22 protein-coding genes are annotated in these 20,608 nt (G+C 69.8%); 11 read left to right on the top strand and 11 right to left on the bottom strand.

Translation table 11 applies throughout. The annotated features are described in order from the left end of the window. Positions 1–102: 102 nt before the first annotated feature. Positions 103–1,239, bottom strand: coding sequence for a PQQ-dependent sugar dehydrogenase (locus tag ACFWU9_RS26290; protein WP_384322543.1), 1,137 nt, complete (start codon positions 1,237–1,239; stop codon positions 103–105). A 211-nt stretch (positions 1,240–1,450) separates the two neighbouring features. Continuing rightward, positions 1,451–2,884, bottom strand: coding sequence for an aldehyde dehydrogenase family protein (locus ACFWU9_RS26295; RefSeq protein ID WP_384322545.1), 1,434 nt, complete (start codon positions 2,882–2,884; stop codon positions 1,451–1,453). 204 nt (positions 2,885–3,088) lie between these two features. Here ACFWU9_RS26295 and ACFWU9_RS26300 point away from each other — a divergent pair, with 204 nt between their 5' ends. Next, the gene (locus ACFWU9_RS26300) at positions 3,089–3,943 is read left to right on the top strand and encodes a helix-turn-helix transcriptional regulator (RefSeq protein WP_384322547.1); all 855 of its coding nucleotides are present in this window, start codon (positions 3,089–3,091) and stop codon (positions 3,941–3,943) included. On the opposite strand, the gene ACFWU9_RS26305 is transcribed toward ACFWU9_RS26300, so the two are convergent. Continuing rightward, positions 3,940–4,329, bottom strand: a complete 390-nt coding sequence (locus tag ACFWU9_RS26305; protein ID WP_384322591.1) for a 6-pyruvoyl tetrahydropterin synthase family protein — start codon at positions 4,327–4,329, stop codon at positions 3,940–3,942. The two genes, ACFWU9_RS26300 and ACFWU9_RS26305, sit on opposite strands and share 4 nt — an antisense overlap. A 668-nt stretch (positions 4,330–4,997) precedes the next feature. Here ACFWU9_RS26305 and ACFWU9_RS26310 point away from each other — a divergent pair. Next, complete coding sequence (locus ACFWU9_RS26310) at positions 4,998–5,861, top strand: hypothetical protein (protein ID WP_384322550.1); 864 nt, start codon at positions 4,998–5,000, stop codon at positions 5,859–5,861. 231 nt (positions 5,862–6,092) lie between these two features. Then, entirely contained in the window at positions 6,093–7,067 is a 975-nt protein-coding gene (locus tag ACFWU9_RS26315; RefSeq protein WP_384322552.1) for a Dyp-type peroxidase, read from the top strand. 624 nt (positions 7,068–7,691) lie between these two features. Here the strand turns inward: ACFWU9_RS26315 and ACFWU9_RS26320 are convergent. Further along, on the bottom strand, positions 7,692–8,129 hold the full coding sequence (locus ACFWU9_RS26320; RefSeq protein WP_384322554.1) for a glutaredoxin domain-containing protein: 438 nt from the start codon (positions 8,127–8,129) through the stop codon (positions 7,692–7,694). A gap of 185 nt (positions 8,130–8,314) precedes the next feature. Between ACFWU9_RS26320 and ACFWU9_RS26325 the strand changes: the two genes are divergently transcribed. Beyond that, positions 8,315–8,980, top strand: a complete 666-nt coding sequence (locus ACFWU9_RS26325) for a maleylpyruvate isomerase family mycothiol-dependent enzyme (protein WP_384322556.1) — start codon at positions 8,315–8,317, stop codon at positions 8,978–8,980. Positions 8,981–9,046: 66 nt separating this feature from the next. Here the strand turns inward: ACFWU9_RS26325 and ACFWU9_RS26330 are convergent, their stop codons facing one another. Then, complete coding sequence (locus ACFWU9_RS26330) at positions 9,047–9,562, bottom strand: SRPBCC family protein (RefSeq protein ID WP_384322558.1); 516 nt, start codon at positions 9,560–9,562, stop codon at positions 9,047–9,049. Positions 9,563–9,723: 161 nt separating this feature from the next. Between ACFWU9_RS26330 and ACFWU9_RS26335 the strand changes: the two genes are divergently transcribed. Further along, positions 9,724–10,518, top strand: coding sequence for an SAM-dependent methyltransferase (locus ACFWU9_RS26335; RefSeq protein ID WP_384322560.1), 795 nt, complete (start codon positions 9,724–9,726; stop codon positions 10,516–10,518). 114 nt (positions 10,519–10,632) lie between these two features. After that, positions 10,633–11,436 (top strand): GNAT family N-acetyltransferase, encoded by an 804-nt coding sequence (locus ACFWU9_RS26340; RefSeq protein ID WP_384322562.1) that lies wholly within the window; start codon positions 10,633–10,635, stop codon positions 11,434–11,436. 167 nt (positions 11,437–11,603) lie between these two features. On the opposite strand, the gene ACFWU9_RS26345 is transcribed toward ACFWU9_RS26340, so the two are convergent. Both ACFWU9_RS26345 and ACFWU9_RS26350 read right to left on the bottom strand, forming a co-directional pair. After that, on the bottom strand, positions 11,604–12,497 hold the full coding sequence (locus ACFWU9_RS26345; protein ID WP_384322563.1) for an NAD(P)H-binding protein: 894 nt from the start codon (positions 12,495–12,497) through the stop codon (positions 11,604–11,606). After that, positions 12,497–12,934, bottom strand: a complete 438-nt coding sequence (locus tag ACFWU9_RS26350) for a nuclear transport factor 2 family protein (RefSeq protein ID WP_384322565.1) — start codon at positions 12,932–12,934, stop codon at positions 12,497–12,499. Before ACFWU9_RS26350 ends, ACFWU9_RS26345 begins: the two co-directional genes overlap by 1 nt. A gap of 92 nt (positions 12,935–13,026) precedes the next feature. On the opposite strand from ACFWU9_RS26350, the gene ACFWU9_RS26355 reads away from it, so the two are divergent. Continuing rightward, positions 13,027–13,632: a TetR family transcriptional regulator gene (locus ACFWU9_RS26355; RefSeq protein ID WP_384322568.1), complete on the top strand. Its 606-nt coding sequence runs from the start codon at positions 13,027–13,029 to the stop codon at positions 13,630–13,632. Positions 13,633–13,637: 5 nt separating this feature from the next. Here the strand turns inward: ACFWU9_RS26355 and ACFWU9_RS26360 are convergent, their stop codons facing one another. Together ACFWU9_RS26360 and ACFWU9_RS26365 are read right to left on the bottom strand one after the other, a co-directional pair. After that, a complete protein-coding gene (locus ACFWU9_RS26360; RefSeq protein WP_384322570.1) occupies positions 13,638–14,258 on the bottom strand; it encodes a CE1759 family FMN reductase in 621 nt (206 codons plus the stop codon). A gap of 37 nt (positions 14,259–14,295) precedes the next feature. Beyond that, a complete protein-coding gene (locus ACFWU9_RS26365; RefSeq protein WP_384322593.1) occupies positions 14,296–15,438 on the bottom strand; it encodes an LLM class flavin-dependent oxidoreductase in 1,143 nt (380 codons plus the stop codon). A gap of 356 nt (positions 15,439–15,794) precedes the next feature. Here ACFWU9_RS26365 and ACFWU9_RS26370 point away from each other — a divergent pair, with 356 nt between their 5' ends. After that, positions 15,795–16,523, top strand: coding sequence for an SDR family oxidoreductase (locus ACFWU9_RS26370; RefSeq protein WP_384322572.1), 729 nt, complete (start codon positions 15,795–15,797; stop codon positions 16,521–16,523). A 44-nt stretch (positions 16,524–16,567) separates the two neighbouring features. On the opposite strand, the gene ACFWU9_RS26375 is transcribed toward ACFWU9_RS26370, so the two are convergent. Further along, entirely contained in the window at positions 16,568–17,110 is a 543-nt protein-coding gene (locus ACFWU9_RS26375; RefSeq protein ID WP_384322574.1) for an FABP family protein, read from the bottom strand. A 162-nt stretch (positions 17,111–17,272) separates the two neighbouring features. Between ACFWU9_RS26375 and htpX the strand changes: the two genes are divergently transcribed. Next, positions 17,273–18,178: a zinc metalloprotease HtpX gene (gene htpX / locus ACFWU9_RS26380; RefSeq protein WP_384322575.1), complete on the top strand. Its 906-nt coding sequence runs from the start codon at positions 17,273–17,275 to the stop codon at positions 18,176–18,178. A 153-nt stretch (positions 18,179–18,331) separates the two neighbouring features. Next, a complete protein-coding gene (locus ACFWU9_RS26385; protein ID WP_384322577.1) occupies positions 18,332–18,916 on the top strand; it encodes a hypothetical protein in 585 nt (194 codons plus the stop codon). Between the two features lie 36 nt (positions 18,917–18,952). Here ACFWU9_RS26385 and ACFWU9_RS26390 read toward each other — a convergent pair whose 3' ends face one another. Further along, positions 18,953–19,381, bottom strand: coding sequence for a MerR family transcriptional regulator (locus ACFWU9_RS26390; protein WP_384322595.1), 429 nt, complete (start codon positions 19,379–19,381; stop codon positions 18,953–18,955). A 130-nt stretch (positions 19,382–19,511) separates the two neighbouring features. Here ACFWU9_RS26390 and ACFWU9_RS26395 point away from each other — a divergent pair, with 130 nt between their 5' ends. Then, positions 19,512–20,588, top strand: a complete 1,077-nt coding sequence (locus ACFWU9_RS26395; protein WP_384322579.1) for an alkene reductase — start codon at positions 19,512–19,514, stop codon at positions 20,586–20,588. Positions 20,589–20,608: the final 20 nt, after the last annotated feature.

Below are 20,608 nucleotides of genomic sequence, written 5' to 3' on the forward strand. Positions count from 1 at the left end.
GTGCCGATGTTCCGGCACCGGGCCCGCCCGGTCTCTCATCCGTTCGCATCCGTCGGAGGGCTTCGAAGGCTCCCCGGGGACTCACCGCTCCTCAGCTGACGCTCACGCGGGGTCGATGCGCGAGATCGTGCCGCCGAGCGCGAGCACGTACAGCTCGCGGTCGCCGCCCTGGACGAACGAGATGACCTCGCCGCCGCTGACACCCAGGTCGCCCTGGCCGGTCACCTTGCCGTTCTTGAGCTTCAGCGAGCGGACCGTGCCGTCGCAGTAGTCGCTGTACAGGTACTGCCCCCTGAGCTCCGGGATCTTGGATCCGCGGTAGACGAATCCACCGGTCACCGAGCAGCCCAGCCCCAGACGGTCGTACTCGTGCACCGGCGGGACATGGTTCGCGGGCTCCGTGCCGCCGCGGAAGGGGTGGGTGCCCTCCATCGATGCCCAGCCGTAGTTCTCGCCGCCGTCGCTCCTGGCCGATGCCCAGTCGATCTCTTCCCAGTCGCTCTGGCCGACGTCGCCGATGAACATGTCGCCCGTGCCCGCGTCGAAGGAGAAGCGCCACGGGTTGCGGAGCCCGTACGCCCAGATCTCGTCCTTCGCGTTGGGGTCGCCCACGAACGGGTTGTCCGCCGGGATCGCGTACGGCTTCGCGCCGTTCGGGTCGATCCGCAGCATCTTGCCGAGCAGCGTGTCCAGCTTCTGCCCGTTGCCGTGCGGGTCGCCGCCCGCGCCGCCGTCGCCGAGCGCGATGTAGAGGTAACCGTCGGGGCCGAACTTGATGTCGCCGCCGTTGTGGTTCTCGTACGGCTGCGTCTGGGTGATGACGGTGCGCCGGGTGTTCGGCTGGATCTTTCCGTACCGCATCGTGAACTCGTCGACGGTGCTCGTGCCTTCGAGGTCCGTGTACGAGATGTAGAAGTGCTTGAAGCCCTTGTCGAACGCGATGCCCAGCAGGCCGCGTTCGCCGTCGGTGGTGGTCTCGTCGGAGATGTCGAGGACCGGCCGTCCGAGCCCCTGTGCGCCCAAGACCCGTACGGTACCGGCGCGTTCGGCGATCCAGACCTGGCCGTCGGGGCCGGCGGCGCCCGCGATCGGATTCTGGGCGGTGGCCACTTGCGTCAGCTCGACCCCCGCCGCCTTGTGTGCGGCGGAGGGCTCGTCGGCGGAGGCTGTGGTGAGGGCGAGGGAGGCAACGAGGCAGACGGCACTGATGATCGCCGAGCTTCTGGTGCGAACTTTCACCGTGACTCCTAGAGGCGGCGAATGGGGAGGTGACCCGGCTGCTCGGGGCAGAGATCTTGGGCATCGCCCGCGCGCCAGCGTGCAACCTGGTTGTGGAGATTGTGAAGAACTGGCACTGCTGAGGCTACAGGGACGTCGACGGTTGGCCTAGACCAATGCCTCAGCCATTTACCGTCGTCCGGTTTCCGCCGCTGCCACGGATCCGGTCGGCTCAGCGCTGGATGGCCTTGGTCTCCAGGAACTCCTCCAGGCCCTGGCGGCCGTACTCGCGGCCGTTGCCGGACTGCTTGTAGCCACCGAACGGCGCGAAGGGGTTGAAGTGCGCGCCGTTGATGTCGACCTGTCCGGTGCGCATACGCCGGGCGATCGCCATCGCGTGCTCCTCCTCGCCGAAGACCGCTCCCGTGAGGCCGTAGATCGTGCTGTTGGCGATCTCGACGGCGTGGTCGTCGTCCGTATAGGGGATGACCGCCAGGACCGGTCCGAAGATCTCCTCCTGGGCGATCACCGAGTGGGGATCGACATCGGTGAAGATCGTGGGCCTGACGTACGCGCCGTCGGTCAGCCCCTCCGGCCGTCCGGGACCGCCGAGGACCAGGGTGGCGCCGTCGGCGATTCCCCGCTCGATGTAGGCGGTGACGCGCTCGCGTTGCGTCTCGGAGGCCAGCGGACCGAGCCGTACGCTCTCGTCGGCCGGGTCGCCGACCGTGTACTCGGCCGCGGCCTCCCGCAGCAGGCCCAGGATCTCTTCGTGCAGGTGGGCGGGGACGAGCATACGGCTGTACGCGCCGCAGACCTGGCCGTTGTTGGCCCAGGCGACGGCCAGCCCGCCGGTGACGGCCGCCTTGAGGTCGGCGTCCGGCAGGATGATGTTGGCGGACTTGCCGCCGAGTTCGAGGGCGACCCGCTTGACCGTCCCGGACGCCACGGCGGCGACGCGCCTGCCCGCCCGGGTCGAGCCGGTGAAGGACACCATGTCGACGCGCGGATGCGCGGCCAGCGCTTCGCCGACCACCTGTCCGGTGCCGTGCACGACGTTGAAGACCCCGGCCGGCAGCCCGGCGTCGGCCGTCACCTCGGCGAAGATCCGCGCGGCCAGCGGGGCGGTCTCGGCCGGCTTGAGGACCACGGAGTTGCCCGCGAGCAGGGCCGGGACGACCTTGGTGACGATCTGCTGGACGGGGAAGTTCCACGGCACGATCGCGGCGACCACGCCGACCGGCTCCCGCACGATCAGCGAGTTCGCGATCTCCTCGGTCCACGGGAAGCTCTCCGCGACATCGGCGAAGCTCTCGACCGCCATCGGGGGCAGGGCGATCGCCAGCGTGCCCGTCAGGGAGCGCGCGGCGCCCATCTCGGCGGTCATGGCGGCGGCGATCTCCCCGCCACGCTCCTTCAGACCGGCGGCCACGCGCCGTACGATCGCGGCGCGTTCGGCCGGGCCGGTGGCGGCCCATCCGGGGAACGCGGCGGTGGCCGCCGCGACCGCCCGGTCGACGTCGGCCGCCGAGCCGTCGGGGACAGTGGCGACGACCTCGCCGGTGGCGGGGTTGACGACCTCGATCAGGGGGCCGTCGAAGGGGACGGCGCGGCCGTCGATCCAGTGGGCGGGGGAGGGGAAGCTGAGTGCGCTGTCGGTGTTCATGACTGCGAGCGTCACAAGATCCGGGAAGCGCAACCAGGGACGGAGTGTCCGGTGATCCAGGTCACATACCGTCCCCCGACGCTACGGCCCCGGAGAAGGCAGCCGGGGAATACCCCTCACCCGAACCGTGCTGACAGGACCGGGTGATCATGCCGCGCGGCACCCCGTGACGGTGTGCCGCGTGAGCGAGAGGAGTGTGGGCGCATGGACCGCGCCGAACTGGCCGATTTCCTGCGCACCAGGCGCGAGGCGCTCCAGCCCGAGGACGTGGGCCTGCCGCGTACCCGGCGCCGGCGCACCGGCGGACTGCGCCGCGAGGAGGTCGCGGAGCTCGGCAACATGTCGACCGACTACTACTCGCGTATCGAGCAGCGGCGCGGACCGCGCCCCTCCGAGCGGATGCTCTCCGCCATCGCGCGGGCACTGCGGCTCTCCCCGGAGGAGTACGACCACCTGTTCCGCCTGGCCGGATACGCGGCCCCGCGACGGGTCGCGCCCGGCGATCGCGTCAACCCCGGCATGCTGGCGGTCCTCGACCGCATGGAGGACACTCCGGCCCAGATCTTCAACCGCCTCGGCGAGACCCTCGCCCAGAACCGGCTCTCCACCCTCCTCCTCGGCGACCAGACCCGCCACACCGGGCTCCGCCGCGCCCTGGCCTACCGCTGGTTCACCGACCCGGCGGAACGGAACCTTCTCCCACCCGAGGACCACGCCCGACACGGCCGTACGATCACCGCCCAACTCCTGGCCACCCACACCCGCGCCCCGTCCGACCCCCGCACGGCAGCCCTCGTCGGCGAACTGCTGCGCACCAGCGACGAGTTCGCCACGATCTGGCACGCCCACCCGGTCATCGGCCCCTACTGCGCCCCCAAGCACATCGATCACCCACGCATCGGCGCCCTGGAACTCCACGGCCAGACCCTGCTGGACCCGGACGACTCCCACGTCCTCACGGTCTTCACCGCACCCCCGGGCACGGAGAGCCACGAGAGGCTGAGGTCGCTCTCCACGCTCGACGACCAACTGACCGCCTCCCCGGGAGCGATGCCCTAGCCCTCCGCCGTGGTGGTAGCCCGAGGCTCCACCCGGTAGACGGCCCATGTCCTGGGTGTCTCGGAAACCCACACGGCGGTCAGTTCGGGGTACTCCTCGGACCATCGGGTGAAGATCCACAGGGCCAGGTTCTCGGCCGATGGGGAGACATCCATGACGTCGTTGAGGTGCCGGTGATCGAGGGTCTCGTCCAGCCACGTCTTGAAGCGGTCGAGGTCCCCGTAATCCCGTACGAACCCGGCCTCGGTCAAGTCGTTTGCATGCGCGGCCAGTTCCACGACCACCACATAATTGTGCCCGTGTACGCGGGCGCACTTGTGCGACGAGGGCAGCGTGTCCAGGACATGCCCGGCCGAGAAGTGGAACTGCTTGCTGATGCTGACCATGCCGGCTGCACCGAGCCTCAACTGCCCGGCGGCCGTTCCGTTGTGATCGTGCATCGCCTCACTCACCGTCCGGTTCGCCTTGTTCACCAGTTTGATCGCCGACCTGTTCCGAAGACACGGCCGACGCGACATCGAATCCCCACCGCGCGGGGCCCATGTCGCTTCTCCGGTCGAGGAGTTGGACGGCTCGGCGGGGCAGGACGAGTCCCTCACTGTCTGTACGCGGACAGCCACAGTAGAACACTCCTGCGGTCAGGGCGCGATCTTCGACCGGGCTTGGCTGATCTCTGACCCGCCGTCCGAATCACGGCCCGGGACGGCGTCGAGTTGAACTTCCGAGGTGGCGGGCGAAGCTCCGGATGTAACAGAGACTTCCTCGAACCTTCGCGGCAGTGACTTCTGCGCGGCAAATTAGGTCGGAGAGGCCGTATAAGGTTGCCACGACCTCCCTGACGAGCCTGCCGATTGGGCCCGCGCCTTTGGACTGGTAAGGCCTCCGCACAGTGCCCGCTGGTCAGACGCTGGTGTTCATTTGGGAGAGCAGGGTGGCTGAAGGTGGTCAACCTCGGTATGTGAATCACGATCGGGCTGGGCCTAACAAGCGGGCGGTATTAAAGGGTGTCGGCATCCGTAGTCCTCAGAGGTGTTGGGTTTAAGTGGCTGGCCGAATGACAGCCGAGCTTGTCGTCAGCCCGAGCGAGCAGCATGTGCGAGGCGCCCTGGCGGAGGCGCCGGCCTGGAGTGCCTACGCGGTGGATTTGCGGGGGTTGCTCAACCTGGTGATCGAGGAATGCGGAGCTGACCGTCTTGAGGTCAGTGAGTTGCTGGTCAGCGAACCGCTCCCTGACCGGTACTCGGGGCTCCGCAACGGGACGCAGGCCGACCCGGCGGAGGCGATAGATCTCGCTGAGCGGATGGCGGCTGGGTTCGGACCGTACTGCCGACTGATCACACCGGGGCGCCTTCGCGTCGAGTCGGGATGGAATGGGGCGATCCATCTCTCAATGGACCCAGCGGTAGCCAATTCGCTCACCGGGCTCGCTGGCGACAACCTGTCTCTTGAGTGGCGCGCCTCGGAACCGGATCCCGAGGAGGAGCCAAAACTTGTCGATGACGTCGTCGATGACGATTTCTGGAGCTCGGTCCGAGCGGCGGCCGATGGGCTGGTGCTCTTGTGTGAGCGCTGGGCGCACGGTGCTTACGGCTGCCGATGGTTCCGGGTGACTGCGGGAAATGTGGCGGAGGTGGCACAGGCTGTACGGCCCCGCTCCCTCCTCAGCGTTGTCGCAGACCCGGACCTGCGGGTCGACACGGGGCTGTTGGACGAAGATTTCACTGCGTTCGAAGCCCCGCTCAAGCCCGGCCAGCTCATTTACCGTGCCCACCCAGGAGGGGCCGAGAGTCTCGCCGAAGTAACGGACAGGGGATTGTCGTTCATGCTGGCGGATGTGGTCCTGGTTCGATGGTGCGCCGTGGTGCCGGATTCAGATGGCGTAGTAAGAGCGGCATGGGAGAGCCCTGTCGAGGGGTGAAGGGCGACGAGTTGCTCTCCGGCTCCTCACCCGGGCGCGGACCGAAGCGCCCGCCAAAGTCGGCTGGGCGTGGTGTGTGGGCAGAATGTGGCGGCGGTGGGGTTTCGGTGGGTCTGGTAGTGAGGGGGATGTGCCGTGCGGCGTAGGTCGTTGGTGGTTTCTGGGGGCGCCGTTGCGCTGGGGGTTGTGGGTGGTGGTGTGGTCGTCAGCCGTTTGGGGGGTGAGCCCGAGGTGGATGAGGCTTCCGCCGAACAGGCTGTCGGTGGGGTGGCCGCCGGCGTGGGGGCCGGGCTGCCCGAGCCGTACGTGGGGGTTGTCGTCCTGGATCGGGGGCGGGGCGTACGGGAGTTCGCGGAGGAGGTGCGGTCGGTTGTCGGCGGCGCGGTGGGGTTGGGGTTCGGGTTGGGGGTGTCGCTCTTCGAGGGGGCGGGCGCACAGGCTCCCCGGCAGTTGACGGTGATGCCCACCTTCGCCGGCGACCTGTTGGATCCCGAGCAGTCGCACGGCGACCTTCTCGTACGTATCACGGGGGAGGACGCTTCGGCGGTGCGGAAAGCCGTGGAGAGCGTCAAGTCCGTCGCGAGTGCGTCCGGTTGGGGCGTGCGGTGGGGGATCGACGGGTTCCGGGCCGAGAATCGGGTCGACGGCGGCCGGGGGCTCGCCCGTAATCCGTTCCACTTCACCGAGGGGTTCGGGAATCCGGAGTCCGACCGCGAGGTCGCCGACCGGGTACTCGTACGGGACGGGCAGGGGGAGCCGGAGTGGGCCGTCGGCGGGAGTTATCACGTCGTGCGGGTCATACGCTTCGCCACCGAGTTGTGGGACAAGGACACCGTCCCCGAGCAGGAGCGGATCATGGGCCGCCGTCGTGACGGGAAGTGGCTGGACGGGACACCGGTCGGGGAGGAGCCGAACTTCGCCGCCGATCCGAAGGGGCGGCAGACGCCCCTCGACTCGCACGTGAGGCTCGCCGCCCCCGACCGCCGCAACCCGCCCCCGCTCGTGCGGCGCAGCTACAGCTACGACCGGGGCGACGGTGACACAGGCATCGTCTTCAGCTGTTACCAGCGGGACTTGGCCCACGGCTTCGAAGCGGTCCAGAAGCGCCTGGCGAGCGAGGCGCTGGCGAAGTACGTCCTCACCACCGGCGGCGGCTACTTCTTCGTACCCCCGCCCGGCAACGCCTGGCTCGACGCCCTCGATTGACCGTGCGGCGAGTTCGCCACGACGACCGTCCGCGCGGTCGCGGCATCACGAACGCTGACAGATCGGGCCGGTGAGGCGGATGGGAACCCTCCTGAAGGGGCTGGCGCGAGTCCCCTGGGGCGAGTTGAGCAATGCCCAGGGATCGGCGCGGGACATCCCCGGACTGCTGTCACGAGCGGCGTGGGGCGACGACGAGACCGCCAGGCTCGCAGTGGAGGAGATCGGAGAGCGGATCTGCGCGTGGGGATTCGTGGTCTCCGAAGCGACCTCGTACACGGTGCCGTTCCTTCTTGAGCTGGTGGACGGTGTCGTCACTCGCGAGCCCCAGAGCCACGTGGACGTGTTGGAATTGCTGACGAGCATTGTCAGGGCCCGTCAGTGGAGTGCGGTGGCCGAGGCGTTCGACCCCGGACCCGGCGGTGACTACGCGCGGCAGGTGGGGTGGGAGCAGGCCTCGCACGAGGCGGTGCTGGCGGGGCGGCGTCTGATCGAAGTGCTGGCCGTATCGGTACATCCGCCCATTGCCGAGGCCGCCGCCGGCCTCCTACGGGCTTTCCAGGAGTTCCAGGAGAGAGAGCGCCACAGCCGGGGTGGGGGTTTCCCGGTTCGCCCGTCGCCGAGTGATCAGGCTGACGGCGGGAGTTGCTCACGTACCCACGCGGCGTCGGGGTTCACACGCGGCCGGCCCGCCACGACGACCGTCGGTACGGTCTCGTTCCCGTCGTTGGCGGCCCTCACCTCCGCCGCTCCCGCCGGGTCGCGCCAGATGTCGACCCAGTACAGCTCGCGGGCGCCACGGCCGAGCCGGAAGCGCAGGCGCAGACAGTACGTGCAGCCCGCCCGCCAGTAGACGACCGGCCGGCCGTCGACCGCGCTGCGGCGCTGTGCCTCCGCCGCTCCGACGGACCTCGGGAAGACCAGAGGAGAGTGCACCGCCCCGACCAGTACGAACACCAGCAAGAGGGCCCCGGCGGCCTCGGGGCTTCCGCCGAGGAACTGCGCGGTCGCGACGACCGAGCCGCAGAGCAGGAACAGCGTCGGGAGCATCCAGGCGCGCATCATGGGGCCGCAGGCTACCGTGCAATCGAAATGATCCTCGAACGAGCCCCCTCACCTGCGCGTTCTCCCGACCGGCCCCCACCGACCTGCCCCGCCCCCCGGGACCGCCGCCGCGACGGTTGCGCCGAGGGCGCACCGAGGAGTTCACTCTCGTGCGATGACTTCGCTTCAAGGAAAGACTACTCACGGTGACTGATTCGAATCTGACAACCGACCGGCGGCCAAGAGCCGGGGTCTGGTCCCTGATCCATGCCGAGCGGGCAGCGCTCGCTGATGATCTCCGGGACCTGACCGACGAGCAGTGGTCCACACGGTCGCTCTGCGATGAGCTGACCGTGCGGGAGGTGCTGGCGCATCTCACGTCGGCGGCCGGCCTCAACCCCGTACGGTGGCTGGCCGGTGTGATCCGCTGCCGATTCGACTTCGACAAGCAGGTGGCCATGCGTCTGGCCGAGCAACTGGGCGCGAGCCCGGCCGAGACCCTTGAGCGATTCCGGCGGATCGTACCGAGTACGACCAAACCTCCGGTCCCCGTTCTGGCCGTGCTGGGGGAGACGGTCGTCCACGGGCAGGACATCCGGCGCCCGCTGGGCATCCACCGGGACCATCCGGTCGAGGTTGTCGCACAGGTGGCCGAGTACTACGCCGGCACAGACCTCGTGGTGCCCGCCAAGGGACGTGTCGACGGCCTGCGACTCGTCGCGAACGACGGCCCTTTCACGACCGGCTCGGGACCGCTCGTCTCCGGTACGACCGTGGCCCTGGTGATGGCCATGACCGGACGCGCGGCGTACTGCGACGACCTTGAAGGCGAGGGTGTCGGCCTCCTCCGCGAGCGTTGCGGGAAGGTGTGACGGCGGTCGACGGCGTACGGGCCCCGCCAGGCCCGCCCCCGCTCAGCCCGACCGGTGTTCCTGTTCCTACTCCGACGCCTCCTTCTCCAGCGCCTCCTTCAGCCGTTGGAGAGTGACCTTCATCGTCCCCCGGTTGTGCGCGGCCCGGTCGTGGACGCCGGTGACGCGCGGCCCTACGAAGCGCATGAACCGTCCTCGCAGGTCGGTCCAGGTCTCCGTGACCTTCGTCGCCCTGCCGAGGTCGAGAGCCTCGAACCGGTAACTCCAGATCGAGATGCGCATACCGGAGCTACGGGTGAGGAAGGTGAACCTCTCGTCCGGATCCGCCGCGGTCACCGTGCAACTGGTCGACCAGGGACGCGCCTTGGCGGAAGACACATTGTGGCCGGTGAAGCGCATACCGACCCGCACCTCTGCGGCTCCCGCGGCCCTCTCCTCGACATCGGCGCCCGTGCACTCGGGGCTCCAGCGGCCCATCCCGGCGACGTCCGTCACCGCCGCGTACACGATGCCCGGCGCCACCGCGATCTCTATCGACTCCGACACCTGCTCGGGCACTCGCTCAAGCACTTGCTCAGCCATGCGCGTCTCTCTCCTACGGCGGCGGTCGGTACGAACCCATGCGTACGGCCGGGGCTGTCGGCCGGGAACTACGTTCCCACGTCGCGGAGTTGGGAGGGAAAGCTGACGGCAGTCTCGCACGGGCGACGAGCCCGGGGCGGCCGTCGAGAGGAGCGCACGGCGTGGAGAACGGCTTCGCTGCCTGGAGCATCGACACCAGCAGGCCGCACCCCGCGCGGATCTACGACTATCTGCTGGGCGGCAAGGACAACTACGAGGTCGACCAGGAGGCCGGCGACCAACTGGCCGTCGCCGCGCCCGAGGTGAGGATCGGCGTACGGGCCAACCGCGCCTTCCTCCAGCGCGCCGTCCGGCATGTGGTCGGCAGCGGTGTCCGGCAGATACTCGACGTGGGCACCGGACTGCCCACCTCGCCCAACGTGCACGAGACCGCCCAGGAAGTGGCGCCGGACGTGCGCATCGCGTACGTCGACAACGACCCGATCGTGAACGCGCACGCCAACGCGCTGCTCGACCGCTCCGGCGGGACAAGCATCGTGCTCGCCGACCTGCGCGACCCCGGGGCCATCCTGGACCACCCCGAGGTCCGCCGGGTCATCGACTTCGACGAGCCCGTCGCCCTGCTGCTCGTCGCGATACTCCACTTCCTCACCGACGACGAGCAGCCCGAACAGGTCGTCGCCACTCTGCGCGACGCGCTGCCGGCGGGCAGCTTCCTCGTGCTCTCGCACGCCACGGGTGACTTCGCCGACCGCAGCGATGCCCAGGCCGTCTACAACAACGCCACCGCCAGTCTGAACCTGAGGCCGCGCGCCCGGGTCGAGCGCTTCTTCGACGGCTTCGAGCTGATCGGACCGGGCCTGGCCCAGGTCCCGTTCTGGCGCCCGGACGCCCCGCCGCCGCCGGGATCGGAGACGATCGGGTTCTTCGGCGGGGTGGCACGCAAGACCCGCTGAAGGACCCACGAAGTGAGCGCCCCGCACGCCCGGAACCGGGTCCCGCGAGGATCGTTCTCCACTCGGACAGTTCGTTTCGTACGCGACAGGTACGCGACCATTCGAGGGGTTTCAGTGGCGGATCTTGCGGACTCGGTCGAGTCGATGCGGCAACTCGCCGCCGTGTGGCGGGCGATGGTGCTCGACCGCGATCCGGCCGCGGACGTACGGGACCTCCCGGGTCTCGCCGTCCGCTGGGCGGACTGCCGGTTCCCCTTCTGGAACTGCGTCACGCTGACCGAGGTCGGCGCGGACGCCGAACTCGTGGAGCGGCGTCTGCGGGAGGCGGCCGACATCATGCGCACGAAGGAGCGGCCGGGCTTCCTGTGGGTCTTCGAGGACCTGCTGGACGACGGGGCACGCGCCGTACTGGCGACGGCCGCCGGGCAGGCGCATCTCACCCATGCCTTCCCCGGCACGGGCATGGCCGGGGACCTGCTGCCCGTGCCCGAGCCGGACCATCCGGACCTGACGTTCGTCCGCGTCAGCACCGACGAGCACCTGCGCGCCTACGCGGACCTCAACTCGCGCGCGTACGGACTGGCTCCGGAGGACGGCCGCGATGGTCTGGCCGGCTCCGGGCTGTGGAGGAACGAGGTGTACGCGTATCTCGGGCTGCGGCGGGACGGAACCGCGGTGACCTGCGCCGGGACGGTGGAGGCGGAGGGCCGCCTCTTCGTCGTGCTGGTCGCCACGGACCCGAAGTGGGAGCGCAGGGGCTATGGCGAGGCGGTGACGCGCAAGGCGCTGTACGAGGGGGGCCGGGCCACCGGACTGACCCGCGCCACCCTCCACGCGACCGCCGCCGGGGCGCCGGTCTACCCCCGGATCGGCTTCCGGCCGAACTCACCCATCCACTTCTACGGCCTGAAGGGCTGACCTCCTGGGCCTCTCGGGCCCCGTGCCCCCGCACCCCGGGAGCCCTCACCGGCCCGCCGAGGCCGCTCCACTCCGGCCGCTCCCAGGCGCTCCGCGCCGCCGGGCAGGCCGGGAAGTAGGGCGGCGCCTCCCGCGTGCCACCCGTTCCACGACCGTCCTCGCCACACTCAGGCCGGCTCGCGCGCGGCCGAGGCGCGGAACTCCCGTTCGGCGAAGGCCCGGAAGGAGCCCGGCGCGCGGCCGGTGAGGCGTTCGACGGTGTCCGTGGTGCGGTCCTCCGCCCCCTCCGCGATGGAGCGGTCCATACCCGCGAGCAGCGCGGCGTACTCGGCCGGCATGACCGTCGCCAGGCGGTCGCGCATCTGCTCGTACGTCAGCTGCCGATGGCTGACCACCCTGCCCATGACCTGGGCGAGGACATCGGCGACGTCGCCGTAACTCAGCGCCTGCGGCCCGGTGATGAGCAGGTCGCTGTTCGGGGCCCGGGTACTCGTCAGCGCGTGTACGGCGACCGCCGCGATGTCGTCCGCGTCGATGAACCCGACCCGGCCCTCACCGGTGGCCGTCAGGATCTTCCCGTCCGCCCGGATGCTCCGGGCGTGCGGGCTGTCGCCGGTGAAGTTCTGCATGAACCAGGAGGGCCGCAGCACCGCCCATTCGTCGAACAGGTCCGGCAGGGCCTGGTGGATCTGCCCCGTAGAGGGTCCGCCGGCCGCGATGGCCGACGAGCTGAGCAGCACGGCGCGGCGTACGCCCGCCGTACGGGCCCGCTCCAGGAAGGGCAGCATCACAGCGGCCGGCTCCAGCGAGCCGAGCGGCGGAATGAGATACACGCGGTCCGCGCCGCGCAGGGCCTCGTCGAAGGTCGTGGGGTCGTCCCAGTCGAAGCGGACGGCCCGAGCACCGGCACCGGCGCCGGCACCAGCACCGGCGACGGGAGTGGCGGTGGCCCGCCGGCTCGCGGCCTTGGCGCCATGCCCGCCCGCGACGAGTTGGGCGACGACGCGGCTGCCGGTGGTGCCGGTGGCGCCCATGACCAGGGTCGTGCCCAAGGCGCTCATCACTTCCGGCCGGTGAAGTCGGCGGCCGGGTCCTGGACGGCAAGCGGGTTCCAGTAGTCGCGGTAGTGGGTGATGAGGCCGTCCTCGACCGTCACCACGGCGATGTAGCTCATGTCGAACGGCTGGTCCGTCTCCACCAGGCGCCCCACTCCGCGCATCTCGACCACCACGGTGTCGGAGACGGTGGTCTCGTGGATCGTCACGTCGGTGAAGTCATGGACGTCGATGTGGTCGGGGTAGCCGCGCATGTAGTCGCCGATCGCGGCCTTGCCGTCCAGCCGCTTCGGCCAGCCGTCGGGCGCGAAGGGGAATTCGAGGACCCCCTCGGCGTCCCAGAGGTCGACCCAGCCGGGGATGTTCTTGTCCAGCAGCAGTCGCAGGCCGTGGCGGTAGACGTCCGCGGGAGCCGTGTTCGCGGGAGCCGTGTTCGTGGGCATGGGCAACTCCGTCCAGTACGATGCGGACCAAGGGTCCGTTTCTGAGCCGAACGATACGGACCCCCGGTCCGCTTTGCAACTGGAGGAATCCCATGACGGAGCGCAAGCCGCGCAAGGACGCCGCCCGCAACCGGGCCGCCGCCCTCACGGCGGCCGACGGCCTCTTCGCCCACTGCGAGAGCCCGGACTCGGTCACTATGGCCGACATCGCGGCGGCGGCCGGCGTCGGCAAGGCGACCCTCTTCCGGGCCTTCGGCGACCGCACGGGCCTGATCCACGCCCTGTACCGAGCGCGCCTCGAACCGGTCGGCACCGCCATCGAGGAAGGCCCGCCGCCCCTGGGGCCGGGTGCTCCGCCGCTTCAGCGCGTACCCGCCCTCCTCGACGCGGTCCTGTGCTTCAAGCTCGACCACCGCCATCTCGCCCTTGCCCTGGAGGGCGCCGGCGGCGACAGCCCGTACCAGGCGGACCACTACCAGCGGTGGCACGGCCTGCTCCGGGCCGTGCTGGAGGAGATTCCCGGTCTGACCGACAGCGACTTCACCGCCCACGCGCTGCTCGCCGCCGTCCGTGCCGACCTGGTCGAGCACCTCGCGGGTCCGCGGGGGGTGCCTCGTGAGCGGATGAGGGAGCAGCTGGCGTCCTTCGTCGCGAAGGTCCTGGAGTCCCGTACCTCGTCCGGCACTTCCCCGGGCTGAGGGCCTCAGGACCCGTCGCCGTCCAGGAGTTGTCGCATCGCGGTGGCGCTGTCCTGGAAGGAGTCACGTCTGCGGTGGGGGCCGCATCCCTGGACCAGGCGGGCGTAGTCGGCCGCGGCGGCGGCGATACGGTCGCGCAGGACCGCTCCGTCCGACTGGGTGCCGAAATCGTCCGTGGCGGCGTACACACCCCGCGAGGACACCAGGGCGTGCAGATAGGAGAACATCGGCCGGAGCGCGTGTTCGAGAACGAGAGAGTGCCGCTCGGTGCCGCCGGTGGCGCCCATGAGGATGGGCATGTCGGACAGCGTCTCCTCCGGGAGGACGTCGAAGAAGGACTTGAACAGACCGCTGAAGGAAGCGTTGAAGGCCGGGGTGACCGCGACGACCCCGTCGGCGTCGGCGACCGTGTCGAAGGCCTTCTCCAGCGGCGCGGACGGGAATCCGCTGAACATCGCGTCGATGATGGCGTGTCCCAGCGGACGCAGCTCGACGAACGAGGACTCGACCGCGATTCCGGCACCGGCGAGTTCCGTGCGTACCGCCGCCTCCAGCCGGTTGGCGAGCATGCGCGTCGAGGAGGGCTCCCGCAGCCCGCCGGTGATGATCGTGAGTTTGGTCGTCACGCCGTCCAACCTCCAACTCGTGTCAGGGCTCGGTGGGTTACGGCTCGGCGGTGCTGCTCGTCGCGTCCTCGGGGGCCACGGAATCCGGGGCGTTCCCACCGTCCCTCGCGTCGCGTTCGCGCAGAAGCGACTGGTGCGTGGGAGCGGCCGGCGCGTCGGGGGACCGGCCGACGGCGAACTCCTCGCGGAGCACCGGCACCACCTCTTCGCCCAGGAGGTCGAGCTGTTCGAGCACCGTCTTGAGCGGCAGCCCCGCGTGGTCGAGGAGGAACAACTGGCGCTGGTAGTCGCCCGCGTACTCCCGGAAGCCGAGCGTCTTGTCGATCACCTGCTGCGGCGACCCGACCGTCAGCGGCGTGAGCGAGGTGAACTCCTCCAGGGAGGGACCGTGCCCGTACACCGGCGCGTTGTCGAAGTAGGGCCTGAACTCCCTTACGGCGTCCTGGCTGTTGCGGCGCATGAACACCTGTCCGCCCAGACCGACGACGGCGGTCTCCGGCGCGCCGTGGCCGTAGTGCGCGAAGCGCTGCCGGTACATGTCCACCATGGTCCGCGTGTGCGACGAGGGCCAGAAGATGTGGTTGGCGAAGAACCCGTCGCCGTAGTACGCGGCGAGTTCCGCCACCTCGGGCGTGCGGATGGAGCCGTGCCATACGAACGGGGGGATGCCGTCCAGCGGGCGCGGAGCGAGCGTGAAGCCCTGGAGCGGCGAGCGCAGCTTGCCCTCCCAGTCGACCACCTCCTCGCGCCACAGCCGGCGCAGCAGGCCGTAGTGCTCGACGGTCAGAGGGATGGCCTTACGGATGTCCTGACCGAACCACGGATAGACCGGCCCGGTGTTCCCGCGCCCGAGCATCAGGTCGGTCCGTCCGCCGGACAGATGCTGCAGGACGCTGAAGTCCTCGGCGATCTTGACGGGGTCGTTGGTGGTGATCAGCGTGGTCGACGTGGACAGGATGATCCGTTCGGTCTGTCCGGCGACATAGCCCAGCAGGGTCGTGGGTGAGGACGGCACGAACGGCGGGTTGTGGTGCTCACCCGTGGCGAAGACGTCGAGACCGACCTCCTCCGCCTTACGGGCGATGGCGACGGTGGCCCGGATGCGTTCCGCCTCGGTGGGGGCCGTGCCGGTGGTGGGGTCGGGGGTCACGTCACCCACGGTGAAGATTCCGAACTGCATGCCGGTCGTCATGTCGCTGACACCTCTCGGCTCGCGCGGGGCGTCCGCGTGGCCCCCACGGGCGGCGGCGGCCACGGCATTCCGCTGGGGCACCCCGCCACCGGGTCGCGGCAGGAAGCACCCGCCTCCGTGGCCTCATGAACCACTTCATAACTACCCAAGAGGGCTCACGCCGAATCCGGACAATCCAGGCATGCGTCGGACCGGTGAGATCTCTCGCCGCGAGAAGTCGCAGGTCACGCGGGCGCATTGCCGGGACGATTCCGTCTGATGCATGATCCTTTCCTCGGGAGAGGCGATCTGGGGTGTGCGTCAGCGCGACAACCGATCCATGAAGCGGGAGCACGGGAGACAGCATGAGATTCGACAACCACCGCGTCGTCATCACATCCGCCGGTCGCGACTTCGGGCGGACCCTGGCGATCCGGCTCGCGGACCTCGGCGCCGAGGTCTTTCTCTCCGCCCGCGGTCTCGCCGCCGCCGAACGGGTCCGCGACGAGTTCCGCGACCGTGGTCACGAGCGCGTACACGCCTTCACCTGCGATCTGACGGACCCCGCCTCCATCCGCGAGTTCGCCTCCGCCGTCGCGCGGCGTACGGACCGTGTCGACGTGCTCGTCAACAACGGCTCCCGCTACCTCGAAGGCCCGGACCTGCTGTCCGCGACCGACGCCGATGTCGTCGACACGATGGCCTCCGGTGGCACCGGCACGGTCCTGGCCGTGAAGAACTTCCTCCCTCTCCTGCTCAACTCGGACAAGCCCGATGTCGTGACGATGGTTTCCGCCTGCGGAACGCCGGGCCACCACCGGTCGGACGCGCACGACGCCTTCTACGCGGCCAAGAGCGCCCAGGCGGGGTTCACCGAGATCCTCTCCAGGCGCCTGCGGCCCCAGGGGGTCCGGGTGATATCGCTCTACCCGCCCGACTTCGACAACGCCGACCCGCTCACCGAGGAGTGGGACAGCGCTCCGCGCCAGTCCACGGACAACCTCACCGCGCAGTCACTGGTGGAGTGCGTCCTTTTCGCGGTCACCCAGCCGCGCGACTGCTTCATCAAGGCGTTCCACTTCGAACAGGTCTGAACGGCGGCGAGTCCGACCTGGCCGTGGAAGCGGGGCGAAGGTTCCTACCGCGTGCGTCGCAGCTGGGCCGAGAGATGGTGCTGGAGCGGCTGGCCCACCGCCGCGAGGTCGTGGACGAACGTGAGCGTGTCGTCGTCGGTCAGGGTGTAGCGACGCCGGGTCGCGTCGACCTCCTTGGCCGTGGGAGTGCGGGCGACCTCGTGGGTGGAGAGATCGACCGTGCCGTCCGCCGCCAGGCCCACCGAGATCTCCGCGATACCGGTGGGCTGGGTGATCAGCGCCTCCACCCGGCCCTCCGGCTGGAGCCGCCACCAGCCGCTCTCCCGCGCCGACGGCCGTAGCGGTGCCTCGTCCGCGTCGAGCAGCCAGGCCCTGGTCTCGTAACGGAGGAACGGGCGGCCGTCGTGGCTGAAGGTGATCTCCTGCGCGTAGCTGAAATCCCCGGCGAGCGTGGGGTACTCGCCGCGTCCCCGGCCACTCCAGCTGCCCAGGAGTCCGAGCACGGGCGCGAGCAGGGGGTGCGGCGCGGGCGCCTCGTCCGCCCGGTGGCCGTCGGGGTACGGGTGCTCTGGTGCGAGGTCGAACACGGTGCGCGCTCCTGGGGTCGGGGCCGGTGCCGGTCGAAGCCTAGGCGGTGCCCGCCACGGCGCCGACGCGACCGGTCCCGCACCGTCCATACGTTCCATTTACGACGTTTCGGAGCGATGAGGAGGAAAATGGCAGATGTAGAGATGTGATGGAGGCGAGAGATGACCCAAACCCGCTACACCAAGGACCGCGGTCTGACGACACGCATGGTGACCACCATGTTCCTGATCGGTCTGCTGTACGTGGTCCTCGTCGGTGTGCTGCTCGCCGTGCTGGGGAAGTTCTGGCCGGTGATCCTGATCGTGGCCGGTGGTCTGTTCATCGCGCAGTTCTGGTTCAGTGACAAGATCGCCGCCTTCGGCATGGGCGCGCGCGAGGTCACCCCGGAGCAGGCACCCGAGCTGCACGGCGCCGTGGACCGTATCTGCGCGCTGGCCGATATGCCGAAGCCGAAGGTGGCGATAGCGAACAGCGACATACCCAACGCGTTCGCCACCGGCCGGAGCGAACGCAGCGCACTCGTCTGCGCCACCACCGGCCTGCTGCGCAGACTGGAACCGGAGGAGCTGGAGGGTGTCCTCGCCCACGAGATGTCCCACGTCGCGCACCGCGACGTGGCCGTCATGACCATCGCGTCGTTCCTGGGCGTGCTGGCGGGCCTGCTGACCCGGATCGCGCTCTACAGCGGACTGTCGAGGAATGCCAGCAATGCCGGCCCCGCCGGTCTCGCGATCCTGCTGATCCCGCTGGTCAGCGCGGTGGTGTACGTCATCGGCTTCCTGCTCACCCGGTTGCTCTCCCGCTACCGCGAGCTCTCCGCCGACCGTACGGCCGCACTGCTCACCGGACGGCCGTCGGCACTGGCGTCGGCACTGACCAAGGTCGACAGCCAGATGGCACGGATCCCGACGAGGGACCTGCGGAAGGCGGAGCCGTACAACGCCTTCTTCTTCGTCCCGGCCTTCTCCTCCCGCGAGAGCCTCGGGCGCCTGCTCTCCTCGCACCCGACCCTCCAGCAGAGGCTGGACCAGCTGGGCCGGATGTCCGCCGAGCTCGCCCGTCCGTGAGGCGCCCGTGAACCGACCGTGAAACGCGCGTCGACCGGCTGTCGACCGACTGTCGAGCGACCGCGACTCGCCGTCGCCCCAGCCGTCCCGTACGGCCCGAGCCTCCCGCCCGAGCCGTACGCGTCTGTCCGATCACCGTGAGGAGCTGATCCCGTGGGTCTTCTCGACACCATCCTCGGCAGGAGCAAACCGGTCCGGCCCGATCTCGACCAGCTCTTCGCGCTGCCGTCGGCCGCGCTGACCCTTGAAGCCGGGGCCGGTTATCTGCCCACCGGCCTCGGCTCGGTCTGTTTCGCCGGTGTCGAGGGCGGCGGCTTCGCCCGCATCCGCCGGGACGTACAGGAACTGCTCGACGCGGACACGGGCGAGGGCGGGGTCCCGGTGGAGTTCAGCCAGGACGCGTACGGGTACACCTGGCTGCTCGCACGCCAGGCGCCCGACGACACGGCCGCGCTGGTCAACGATCTGCACGCGGTCAACACGCTGCTCCAGGAGGGCGGGTTCGGCCCGCAGCTCCTCTGCTCGCTGATGAGTTTCCGTGACGCCGAGCAGCGTCCTCTCGCCCTCGTCTACCTCTACAAGCGCGGCACCTTCTACCCCTTCGCGCCCCGGCCCGGCACCGCCGAGAAACGGGACAACCAGCGAGAGCTCCAGGTCAGGGCGGTCATCGGGGACGATCTACGGATCGAGTCCGACCTCGCCCGCTGGTTCCCCGTCTGGGGCGCGCCGGGGCTCTGACTCCCGAGAGCTCCAGAGAGCTCCCGAGAGACGCCTTCAGGCCGTACGGCAGTCGAGCAGGGCACCGCTGGAGTCCGGGGCGGTGGTCGCCGGGGTCGCCGGGGCGCGCATCCGCTCGCGGTACTCCCGTGCTCTCCCCATCACCTCGTCGAGAGTCTCTCTGGTGCGCGTGAGGTCCTCGATGTGCGCCGAGAGGCGTTCACGTTCCTGTTCCATCCGCTCCAGCGCCGCGTCGGAGTTCACCTCGCTGGGCGCGTCGACGCAGGGCAGCAGTTCGGAGATCGTCCGGCTGGAGAGCCCCGCCGCGTACAGCATCTGGATGAAGGCGACCCGCTCGACCTCGCTCTCCGTGTAGTGCCGCTGCCCACTGGGGCTGCGGGTACTGGCGAGCAGTCCCTGCTCCTCGTAGTAGCGCACCGATCTGACGCTGACTCCGGCGCGTGAGGCGAGTTCACCGATCCGCACAAGGCCCTCCCGCTGCTGTCCTGTGTCCTGCGTCACAAGGCTTGCCTCTGACGTCGATGTGAGGTTTTAGCGTAACCGCAGTGCTCGAGATCCGGGTACCGCGCACCGCGCATCGCGAAGGAGTCCTCACGTGACGACCCTCTTCACCAGCTATCGGCTCGGCGGCCTCACCCTTCCCAACAGGCTGGTCATGGCGCCTATGACCAGGGTTCGCGCCGCCGCCGGCGGTCTGGCGACACCGTCGATGGCGGCCTACTACGCCCAGCGGGCCACGGCCGGGCTGATCGTGAGCGAAGGGGTGCAGCCGAGCGTGATCGGGCAGTCCAACCCGGGCACCCCCGGACTCCACACCGACGCGCAGGTCGCCGCGTGGCGGCCGGTGACCGCCGCCGTCCACGCCAACGGCGGACGGATCTTCGCGCAGCTCATGCACGGTGGACGGGTCTCGCACCCCGACACCATGGGCAGCCGGCCCGTCGGTCCCTCCGCCGTCCCCGCCGTCGGGGACGTGTTCACGCCGACCGGGCCCCAGCCCGCCCCGCTGCCGCGCGCGCTGGAGACCGCCGAGGTGCCCGAGCACGCGGCGTCGTACGCGCTGGCCGCCCGCCGCGCCACCGACGCCGGCTTCGACGGTGTGGAACTGCACGGCGCCAACGGCTACTTGATCTCGCAGTTCCTCTCCTCCAACGCCAACCTGCGCACGGACGCCTACGGAGGCCCGGTGGCCAACCGGATCAGATTCGCCGTCGAGGCCGCGGCCGCCACCGCCGATGCCGTCGGCGGGCACCGCACCGGCATCCGGCTCTCACCGGGCGGGACCTTCTGGGGGGTCGAGGAGACGGAGATCCGTGAGCTGTACTCGGCGCTGCTGGGCCAACTGGCCCAACTCGACCTGGCATACGTCCATATTGAGGCCACCACCGACGACGACGTACTGGTCGCCCTGCGCCGCGCCTGGCCGGGCACTCTCATCATGAACCCCACCCTCCCCATGGGACCCAAGCAGACCGGCAAGGACGACGCCGACCGCTGGCTGGGGCTGGGCGCCGACCTCGTCAGCTTCGGCCGCGCCTTCATCGCCAACCCCGACCTCGTCGAGCGGCTGCGGGTGGGACTGCCCCTCGCACCTGTCGACGAGGCGACGTACTACCAGGGCGGCGACGTCGGTTATCTGACCTACCCGGCGCACGAGTACGCGGCCGCCTGACACGCCCGCAGGGGTTTCCC

Source organism: Streptomyces sp. NPDC058653, assembly GCF_042716895.1.
GTDB lineage: Bacteria > Actinomycetota > Actinomycetes > Streptomycetales > Streptomycetaceae > Streptomyces.

Excerpts from the sequence above, each read along its gene's own strand:
- ACFWU9_RS26350 (WP_384322565.1), bottom strand. The coding sequence starts at position 12,934 with ATGCCCACGAACACGGCTCCCGCGAACACGGCTCCCGCGGACGTCTAC.
- ACFWU9_RS26365 (WP_384322593.1), bottom strand. The coding sequence starts at position 15,438 with ATGCAGTTCGGAATCTTCACCGTGGGTGACGTGACCCCCGACCCCACC.
- ACFWU9_RS26295 (WP_384322545.1), bottom strand. The coding sequence starts at position 2,884 with ATGAACACCGACAGCGCACTCAGCTTCCCCTCCCCCGCCCACTGGATC.
- htpX (WP_384322575.1), top strand. The coding sequence starts at position 17,273 with ATGACCCAAACCCGCTACACCAAGGACCGCGGTCTGACGACACGCATG.
- ACFWU9_RS26310 (WP_384322550.1), top strand. The coding sequence starts at position 4,998 with ATGACAGCCGAGCTTGTCGTCAGCCCGAGCGAGCAGCATGTGCGAGGC.
- ACFWU9_RS26305 (WP_384322591.1), bottom strand. The coding sequence starts at position 4,329 with ATGGTCAGCATCAGCAAGCAGTTCCACTTCTCGGCCGGGCATGTCCTG.
- ACFWU9_RS26355 (WP_384322568.1), top strand. The coding sequence starts at position 13,027 with ATGACGGAGCGCAAGCCGCGCAAGGACGCCGCCCGCAACCGGGCCGCC.
- ACFWU9_RS26370 (WP_384322572.1), top strand. The coding sequence starts at position 15,795 with ATGAGATTCGACAACCACCGCGTCGTCATCACATCCGCCGGTCGCGAC.
- ACFWU9_RS26300 (WP_384322547.1), top strand. The coding sequence starts at position 3,089 with ATGGACCGCGCCGAACTGGCCGATTTCCTGCGCACCAGGCGCGAGGCG.
- ACFWU9_RS26345 (WP_384322563.1), bottom strand. The coding sequence starts at position 12,497 with ATGAGCGCCTTGGGCACGACCCTGGTCATGGGCGCCACCGGCACCACC.
- ACFWU9_RS26320 (WP_384322554.1), bottom strand. The coding sequence starts at position 8,129 with ATGATGCGCGCCTGGATGCTCCCGACGCTGTTCCTGCTCTGCGGCTCG.
- ACFWU9_RS26330 (WP_384322558.1), bottom strand. The coding sequence starts at position 9,562 with ATGGCTGAGCAAGTGCTTGAGCGAGTGCCCGAGCAGGTGTCGGAGTCG.